The organism is Actinomycetospora chlora, assembly GCF_039542135.1.
Lineage (GTDB): Bacteria > Actinomycetota > Actinomycetes > Mycobacteriales > Pseudonocardiaceae > Actinomycetospora > Actinomycetospora chlora.
In genome coordinates this window covers 231,504-240,381 of record NZ_BAABHO010000001.1, presented here as the reverse complement: position 1 = coordinate 240,381, position 8,878 = coordinate 231,504, and the positions used below count along the sequence as shown (strand labels likewise).

At 76.1% G+C, this 8,878-nt stretch carries 6 protein-coding genes; 3 read left to right on the top strand and 3 right to left on the bottom strand.

Translation table 11 applies throughout. The annotated features are described in order from the left end of the window. The first annotated feature begins 335 nt into the window (after positions 1-335). The 3 genes from ABD994_RS01055 to ABD994_RS01045 are packed head-to-tail and all read left to right on the top strand — an operon-like array spanning position 336 to position 3,906. Entirely contained in the window at positions 336-1,622 is a 1,287-nt protein-coding gene (locus ABD994_RS01055; RefSeq protein WP_345410414.1) for a hypothetical protein, read from the top strand. Beyond that, a complete protein-coding gene (locus ABD994_RS01050; protein WP_345410412.1) occupies positions 1,619-2,692 on the top strand; it encodes a glycosyltransferase in 1,074 nt (357 codons plus the stop codon). Before ABD994_RS01055 ends, ABD994_RS01050 begins: the two co-directional genes overlap by 4 nt. Then, positions 2,689-3,906 carry a lipopolysaccharide biosynthesis protein gene (locus tag ABD994_RS01045; RefSeq protein ID WP_345410410.1) on the top strand — a complete coding sequence of 406 codons (1,218 nt, stop codon included), beginning with the start codon at positions 2,689-2,691 and terminating at the stop codon, positions 3,904-3,906. The genes ABD994_RS01050 and ABD994_RS01045 overlap by 4 nt, the downstream gene beginning before the upstream one ends. Before the next feature lie 55 nt (positions 3,907-3,961). Here ABD994_RS01045 and ABD994_RS01040 read toward each other — a convergent pair whose 3' ends face one another. The 3 genes from ABD994_RS01040 to ABD994_RS01025 form a co-directional block, all read right to left on the bottom strand. Further along, positions 3,962-6,043, bottom strand: coding sequence for an HNH endonuclease signature motif containing protein (locus ABD994_RS01040; protein WP_345410408.1), 2,082 nt, complete (start codon positions 6,041-6,043; stop codon positions 3,962-3,964). Positions 6,044-6,579: 536 nt separating this feature from the next. Further along, complete coding sequence (locus ABD994_RS01030) at positions 6,580-7,719, bottom strand: DegT/DnrJ/EryC1/StrS family aminotransferase (RefSeq protein WP_345410406.1); 1,140 nt, start codon at positions 7,717-7,719, stop codon at positions 6,580-6,582. After that, the gene (locus ABD994_RS01025) at positions 7,716-8,870 is read right to left on the bottom strand and encodes a DegT/DnrJ/EryC1/StrS family aminotransferase (protein ID WP_345410404.1); all 1,155 of its coding nucleotides are present in this window, start codon (positions 8,868-8,870) and stop codon (positions 7,716-7,718) included. Before ABD994_RS01025 ends, ABD994_RS01030 begins: the two co-directional genes overlap by 4 nt. Positions 8,871-8,878: the final 8 nt, after the last annotated feature.

The window sequence follows — 8,878 nt, the reverse complement described above, 5'->3', positions numbered from 1 at the left end:
GCCCGCCGGCCGCGGCACCCGTCCCGCCCCCGCCGCCGACCTCGCGCGTCACCCCGACGCGGGTCACCCCGGCCCCCGCCACCCCGGCCCCCGCCACCCCGGCCCCGCGGCCGCTCACGCCGTCGCTGCCCGAGCCGCGGTCCGCGCCGTCGAACCCGACCCGGACCACGTCGCGCCACCGCGGTGACCCCCCGCGCAACGGCTCGGGTCAGCACGGCATCCCGGGCGTCCTCGACTTCGGGACGCCCGAACCCGGGACGAACGGCCGCACGAACGGGACCCACGGCGGCGGGCGGGGCGGCCGGCACGGGGGACCGAGGTCGGGCCGGTAGCGGGTGGCCGCCCTCCTCGACATCCGCCTGCTCGCCGCGGTCGCCGTCGTGGGCGGCCTGCTGGCGGTCGCGGCCGTCCGGTGGCCGACGTGGGTGCTGCCCGGCACGATCGCGCTCGGCATCCTGCTCACCCGCCCGAGCGCGGTCGGGGAACGGCTGCCGGTCCTCGGCCCGCTGGTCGTCACCGCCGCGGCCGGGGTGTGCCTGCTGCGCGCCCTGCGCACCCGCGACGTCGACCGCGGGCCGTTCCCCTGGCCGTTCCTGCTCCTCGCGCTCGCGTGGGCGTGGCTGGGGCTGCACGCGCTGATCGCGCCGGGCTCGGAGCCGAACCTCGCCACCTCGACGATCACGGTGCTGCTGCCGGTCGGGGCGTTCTACCTCGTCGTCCGCGACCCGGTGCTGCTCACGCGGGTCCGCACGGCGCTCGTCGGGCTGCTCGTGGCCGTGTCGGCCCTCGTCGTCGTCGCCCTCGCGCTCATCGCGGTGGCCGGCCCGACCGCGACGCTGGTCGGGGCGGTGCCGCTCGGCTACGTCTACTCCGACGCCGGGCTCTACCTGCCGGGCGCGCTGTCGTACGGGCTCGACCCGGGCGCGGCCTTCCCGCGCATGCTCACCGTCGGGCGCGAGCCGGGCATGGGCGCGCTGTTCCTCGGGTGGGCCCTGCTGGCGATGCCCGCGACCTTCCCGTACCGCCGCGCGAGCCAGGCGGTGCTCGCGGTCGCGCTGCTGAGCACGCAGTCGACCGCGGGCATCGGGCTCCTCGGGGTCTGCCTGGTGCTGCGCGTGGTGCTCGGCCGGGCCCGCTTCTCGCCGTGGGCGGCGGGCGCCGCGACCGTCGGGGGCGGCGCGATCGTCTGGCTCGCGATCTTCTCCCCCGCGTTCGGGCTGGTCACCAAGGCGGGCGCGGAGGGCGGCTCGGTCGACGCCCGCGACCGGGCCACGCTCGACGGGCTGACCGCCCTGGTGACCCACCCCTTCACCGCCCAGACCACGGCCGACCTGTCGTCGACGAACCTCGTCGCGGCGATCGCGGTGGACGGGGCGCCGTGGAGCCTGCTGATGATCGCGTTCCTGGCCGCGCCGGTGGTGCGCGCCCACCGTCGCGAGCCCCTGCTCTACGGGTCGCTGTTCGTGCTGCTGACGATGCTGACCGCCCAGCCGCTGGCCGGGAACGCCGGCGTCCTGCTGCTTGCCGCGATGTCCTTCTACCTCGTGGAACCCCGGGCGCACGTGCGTGATCTTCCGAGCTATAGCTCACGAGATCACGCACGTGGCGAGGTGGCGAGGTGACCCGGCCGGTGGTGGTGCTGGAGGCCGAGGCGGGCGGGCACCGGATGCTCTACCTCGCCGCGGTGGCCTCCTACCTGCACGCCCGGGGCACGCCGGTCGCGCTCGCCTCCACGGCCGAGGCGCTGCGCTCCGAGGATCTGCGGCTGCGGGTGCCGCCCGGGCGCGTGGAGGCGATCGACGTCGGCGCCGTCCCGTCGGCCGCCGGGATGGTGGACGCCGTCGCGCGGGTGCAGGCCGACCGGCCCGACGCGGAGGTGCTCGTCACCGAGGGCGACAAGTTCCTGCCCGCGCTCGTCCTGCGCCGCGCCCCCGTCGACCCGCGACGCCTGCGGGTGCTGGTGATGCGGGCTCCGGGCAGCGGCGCCGGCGGGGTGCGGGCGCGGGCCCGGGACGCCGTCAAGGTCGCGGCGATGCGCCTGGCCGCCCGGCGCGGCGCGCAGGTCCGGGTCCTGGAGCCCGCGACCGCCCCCCGCGCGGACTACCGGTGGGGCCGCTGGCGCTCGGCGCCCGACCCGGTCGACGTCGCCCCGGGCTCGGCGCCGCCGGAGCTCGCCGGCGCCGACCCCGGGCGTCACTGGCTCGGCGTGCTGGGGCACGTCGGGCCGCGCAAGAACCTCGACCTCGTGCTTGACGCCGCCGCCGCCAGCGGTGTCGCCGGACGGCTCGGCGTGCTCGTCGCCGGCCGCGTCGAGGACGGCGAGTGGGACCGTTGCGCCGCCGCCCGCGAGCGCTTCACCGCGGCCGGCGGCACGGTGCTCGCCGCGGACCGCCTCCTCGACGACGACGCCCTCGACGCCTGCCTGGCCCGCGTCGACACCGTCGTCCTCGCGCACTCGTCCGAGGGCCCGAGCGGCATCCTCGGACGTGCGGTCGCGCTGGGCACCCCGGTCGTGGCCGCGGGGGCCCGGAGCCTGCGCGCCGACGTCGACCGGCTCGCGGCCGGGCACTGGGTACCGCTGGAGCAGGCGAGCCTGGCGACCGCGCTCGCGGAGGCGAGCACCACGGACGCCCCTCGCGGCCCTCGCACCCTCGCCGGCCCCGACGAGTTCGCCCGGGCGCTGCTGACGTGAGCGCCCCCAGCCCGGCCGACGCGGCCACCACCACGACCGCGGCCCGCCGCCTCGGCGGGCAGGTGGTGCTGCGCGTCCTCGCGCGGCTCGGGTCGGCGGGCATGCAGGCCGCCACCCTGTTGCTGCTGGCCCGCGCCCTCGGGCCGGCGTCGTTCGGCACGCTCGCGGTGCTCGCGTCGACCGGGATGCTGCTGTGCAGCGTCGCCGGCCTGGGCGCCAGCACCCGGGTGCTGCGGGTCAGCGCCGAGGACGGTGCCGACCGGCTCGCGCCGACGCTGTTCTGGATGCAGGCGATCGGCCTGACCCTCGTGCTCGCCGGCCTCCTGGTCACCTCGCTGGTCCTCGGCGACCCGGCGCCGGCCGCCGTGGGCGCCCTCATGGCCGCGTCCGACCAGCAGGCCGAGTTCACCGTGTCCTCGCTGTCCGGGCACGGCCGCCAGCTCGCGGCGTCGGTGGCGATCACCGTGCAGCGCGGGCTCCCGTTGATCGCGGTCGGGGCGGCCGACCTCGCCGGCCTGCCCGTGCTCGGCCCGGTCGGGGTGGCGTTGGTCGTGGTCGCCGTGCTGGCCGTGGTGTGGGCCCCGCGCCGCTGGGGCGGGTGGCGGGCACTGCGGGCGGCGGCCCGGTCGTCGGTGGGCTACTGGTTCAGCGGGCTGGTGGTGAACCTGCGCCAGCTCGAGCCGCTGACGGTGTCCACGCTCGGCGGGGCGGGGGCCGCCGGGCTCTACGCGATCGCCGCGCGGGTGAGCAACCCGTTGACGATCGTCGTGACCTCGATGCAGGCGATCGCCGTGCCCGAGATGGCGCGCGCCCGCGACCGCGACGAGTTCCGGCGCACCTTCCGGCTGCTGTTCGGCCTCGCGTTGCTCTACGCCGGGGTGCTCGCGGCCGCGTCACCGCTGGTGGCGTCGGTGTTCCTGTGGATCGTCGGCCCGCAGTACGAGCCCGCCCGCACGCTCGTCACCGTCATGGTGCTGTGCGCGGCGCTCTCGGCGATCTCGCAGGCGCTGGCGGCCCGCCTGCTCGCGGTCGGCCGCCCCGCGGTGTCCGCGTGGATCATCGGCGTGGCCACGGTCGTCGGGCTGGTCGTGCTGGCGGTGACCGCCGGCGTCGACGGCGGCCGCGACCTCTGGGTCGCGCCGCTGGTCACGCAGTCGCTGATCCTGGTGGCCCTGGCCGTGGTCCCGGTCCGACCTCGGAACACCTCCGCCTGAGCGGGGACGGCGCTCTCCAAGTCGATCTCGCGAGAGCGTCAGCAGCGCTGTCGGGTCAGAACGGTGGCGGGTCGCCGTCGGGGTGGACGGCGGGCCCGGGCATGGTGCGCTGCGGCTCGGCCAAACCGGTGCGCCGTCGGTAGCAGGCGCGCCAGTCGGGGTGGTCGTCGTCGGCCCAGGCGGGCCCGTCGTCGGGCAGCGGGCGCGGTCGGACGGCGGGCCGGGGCGCGACGGGTTCCTGGAGGATCTTCTTCGGTCTGGTGGTGTGCCGGATGCCGGCGCGGGTGCGCCACCGGAAGTGACCCGGTGCGGGTTGGTGGACCGTCCAGCCGCCGTGGTGTTTGGCGCGGTGGTGGTGGCGGTCGAGCACCCCGAGGTTCCAGTCCAGGCTGGGCCCACCGAAGGCGTGGTCGAGGGTGTGGTCGAGATCCGAGGCCTGGGCGCGGCGGCGGCAGGCCGGGGCGACGCAGCAGCGGTCGCGGACCCGGGTCCAGCGGTCGATCTCCACCCGCGGCCGCCGCCGATACAGATCAGCGACCGTCGCCGTCGGCGGACCACCAGCTAGAGGTAGCTCGGCCAGCCGTCGTTGCAGCTCGGCCAGCAGCGCCGCCCAGGCACCATGGTCTCGGGGGTCGAGCGCAGCGAGCAGTGTCGTCGGAACGTGGAGTTCGACGATCGCCCGGCACCGCTGCCCCGACCCACCCGGTCGGGGCCGGTGTGGTCGTCGCCGGGCGAGCAGGACATGCTGCAGGCGGCCCTGATCGTCGGTGCACACCACCCGCCACTCACCCCTGCGATGACGCCCGAGGAGCTGGCGGGCCTGCCGCGCGAGGACGATGCCGTAACCGGGCACCTGACCCGGAAGATCATCGAGGCCCAGCGCCGTGGTCAGCCGCAGCCGCACCTCCCCGACCCCCGCCCGCACCCGACCGGGGCCAGGCTCCGGGCCCTCGAGCAGCAGCGGGAACGGCTCCGGATCCCTAGCCTCGCCAGCCGGGTCGGGAAGGTCGGGCAGGTCCAGGAGCCCCTGCCCGGGGTTCGTGCCCGTGCCAGCCGCCGCGCCGGCGACGGGGTTACCGCCGTCATCGTCAGAGCCGCCGGTCGAGCTGCTGTCGTCGTCAGCGCGGACGTCGCTGGGGCCGCCGTCGCCAGACTCACCGTCGCCAGGGCCGCCGCTGGGGCCGCCGCTGGGCCCGCCGCCGCCGGCCCCGCCGCCGCCGGGTCCGCCGCCGCCGGGTCCGCCGCTAGGGCCGCCATCGCCCGGCCCGCCGCTCGGGTCGTCGGGGCCGGGGTCGTCGCCGGGGCCCGCGTCGTCGCCGGGGGCGTGATACTCGGCGGCCAGCAAGACGGCTACGGCGCGGTCGTCGAGGCCGGCCAGCGATCCGTCGAGCAGCCGCTCGGCCACCTCCTTGCGCAGGACACCGACCGGGGTCAAGACGCCGAGTGAACGCACCGCGGCGGCCAGGGCGTCGACCCGGTCGCGCATCGCCAACCCCGAGGTGGCGGCCACATCCACCAGCGACAGCGTGGCCGTGCCCGACGGGTTGGCCTGCAGGATCAACCGCCCGTTGCGGCGCGCCTTGGCTTCGCGGCGGGCCGCCCAGCCGGGGTCGAGCTCGATCACCACCTGCTCGATCCGGTCGATCAGCTCCCCGAGCGGCATGCCCGCCGCCACCGGCAACAGCACGTCACCGACATGGCGGGCCAGGTCGTCGGGCACATCCCGGGTCCACTCACACAACCGCGACGCCCGCACCACATCCAGCCGGCCCTCCCACACCGCCTCACCCACCGCCGGCAGCCGCACCTCCAGATCCTCGGCCAGCCCCAGCTTGCGGGTGGCCATCGACCGCGACCAGCACAGCACCGCCGCGACCTCGTCGCCGGAGAACTCGTCACAACCCGAGTACCGCTCCGTCGAGCCCGCCCGGGCCCGACCCAGGTGGTGCATCGCGGTCAACGTCCGGGACTCCGCGCGCGCCTGCTGACGGGCGCACGCCCGCAGATAGGCGGCCAGGTCCTCCCCGGCCAACGCCGCCGCCGAGAACTCGTCCAACACCGCGTCGAGCTCCGGACCGGGGCCCAAACCGTCCAGGACCACGGCCACCGAGGGCCGCACGTCCTGGTCGATGCTCATGACCAGGACGCTAGCCCCGACCCCCGACAACGACGGCCGGACAACGGCCCGATCAGGTCCCACGAGAGATCACGGAACGGTAACGATCCCCACTCCAGCTGCTAGGAGACTGCTGAACACGTCAGCGCGTCGACGGTGGTGGTCGGCGGCCGGGTTGGGATCCTGGCCGGGTGCAGGGTCGCTCGGATGGTCGCCGAGGTGATCGCACAGACCGGGGCTGTAGCAGGCAGGACGCGCCGGGCGCTGGACTCGACCACCCTCGATGGAGCAGTCGCCTGCCAGACACCGTGACCCCGCTGACCGCGGCGATCCGCCGGGTCGCCCGCGACATTCCCGGCGCGGGCGAGATCGTCGCTGCCGTCACGGCCAGCGGCCACGACCACCTGCCAACCGGGCAAGCCGCAGATCGCCTGGGACGACTCTGCGGCCCGCGACGAGCTGGTCCCGGCGCTGGTGGGCGACGCGCTGGCGGCGCTCGCCGAGCTCGAGGCCCGCCACCCTGACGGCCCCACCAACACCCACTTTCCAGCGGGCTCCTAGGCCCCGCACACCGCCGCGACGGCGTCGCACACCCGGTCCACCGCGTCGTCGCCGATCCCGCCCCACAGCGGCAGGCACACGTGCCGGTCGGCGAACGTCGTCGCCGACGGGTGGCTGCCGTCGGCGTGCTCCGCGTACTCGGCGAGCGCGGACAGCACCGGGTAGCGGGTGGTCTGGATGCCGCGCACGGGCAGCTCGGAGCGCAGGGCGATCCGCAGGTCGGCGGTGTCCGTGCGCACCGGGAACGCGAAGTGCGACGAGCACGCGACGTCGACGTCGTCGCCCACCAGCGCGATCCCGTCCACGCCGGCCAGCCGGGCGCGGTAGCGCGCGACGGCGTGGCGGCGGGCGGCGAGGTCGTCGCCCAGGTGCCGCAACCGGGAGAGCCCGAGCGCCGCACGGGGCTCGTCGAGCCGGTAGTTGTGGCCGATGTCGACGACGTCGTAGGACTCCGAGTGGCCCCGGTGGCGGTCCCAGGTGCCCGACGTCATCGCGTGCGAGCGCAGCGACGCCACCGTCGCGGCACGCTCGTCGGAGCCGGTCAGCACCGCGCCGCCCTCGCCGAGGGGCAGCTGCTTCTTCGAGAAGAACGACAGGCACGCCAGGTCGGCGGCGGACCCGGCCGGCGCCCCGTCGCGGCGGCGCGCGCCGATCGCCTGCGCCATGTCCTCGATCAGCACGAGACCGTGGCGGTCGCAGAGCAGGCGCAGCGCCGCGGTGTCGGCCGACGTCCCGAACAGGTCGACGGCGATCACCGCCCGGGTGCGCGGGGTGATCCGGCGCTCGACGTCGGCCACCGACACGTTCGGGTCGTGCTCCGAGGTGGCGTCGGCCAGCACGACGGTGGCGCCGCAGTAGCGCGGGGCGTGCGCCGTGGCCAGGAACGTCAGGGCGGGGACGATCACCTCGTCGCCCGGTCCCACCCCGGCCGCCCGGCACGCGAGGTGCAGCGCGGCGGTCCCGCTGGAGACCGCGACGGCCCGGGACACGCCCGAGAACGCGGCGAGCGCCGTCTCGAACTCCTTCGTCCGCGGGCCCATCGTCAGCCAGCCGCTCGCATACACGTCCATCACCGCGGCGACGTCCTCGTCGCTCATGTGGATCTCGGTGAGCGGCACGTCCCAGGTGGCGGTCACGACGCCAGCCCGGTGGCGATGCCCTCGACGACGCGGTCCTGCTGGTCGTGGGTGAGGTGCCCGTAGAGCGGGATGGTCAGCTCCGCGCGCGCCCAGTCCTCCGAGCGCGGGCGGGACTGCACCCCGAAGCGCTCCTCGTACGCCGTGAAGCGGTGGATCGGCGGGTAGAACAGCGAGGTCTGCACCCCGTGCCGGTCGCGCAGGTGACGGCGCAGCGGACCCTGGCGCTCCGGGTCGTCGACGGTGATCGGCATGACGTAGCAGGAGCTCGTGTCGACGTCGGCGTCGGTGAACGGCAGCCCGATCCCGTCGACGCCGGCGAGCAGGCGCCGGTAGCGGCGCACGAGGTCGCGGCGGGCGGCGATGTCGTCGGCCAGCCCGTCGAGGCGGGAGTGCAGCAGCGCGGCCCGGCAGTCGTCGAGGCGGTGGTTGAACCCCAGGCCCACCGCGTCGTAGGAGTCGTTGTCCCGGCGGTGCCGGCTCCACGACCCGCTCGTCATGCCCTGCGAGCGCAGCCGCTGCGCCAGGACGGCGACGGCGTCGTCGTCGGTGGCCAGCAGCCCGCCCTCGCCGCAGGACAGGATCTTGTTGGAGAAGAACGAGAAGGCCCCGGCCAGCCCGAACGAGCCCAGCGCGCGGCCGTGCAGGGTCGCAAACGGGGCGTGCGCGACGTCCTCGATCAGCGCCAGGCCGTGGCGGTCGCACAGCGCGCGGAGCTCGTCGACCCCGGCGGGGTAGCCGGCGAAGTGCACGGCGCAGACGGCCTTCGTGCGCGGGCCGATCAGCGCGGCGACGTGCTCGGGGTCGATCCCCGGGTCGTGGCGGCCGCGGATGTCGGCGAACACCGGGGTGCCGCCGCAGTAGAGCACCGCGTTCGCCGTGGCCACGAAGGTGATCGACGGGACGATCACCTCGTCGCCGGGCCCGACGCCGGCGGCGAGGTAGGCCAGGTGCAGGGCCGCGGTGCAGGAGGAGACGGTCACCGCGTGGCGGACGCCGAGGTGCTCGGCGAACGCGCCCTCGAACGCCTCGACCCGCGGGCCGATGGTCAGCCACCCCGAGCGCAGCACCTCGGCGACGGCGGCGGTGTCGGCGTCGCGCAGGGCCAGGTCGAACAGGGGGACGGCGGGTCCGGTCACCGTGGCGGTCACGGGTGCCC

Coding starts and splice junctions, on each gene's coding strand:
- ABD994_RS01040 (WP_345410408.1), bottom strand. CDS start 6,043: ATGAGCATCGACCAGGACGTGCGGCCCTCGGTGGCCGTGGTCCTGGAC.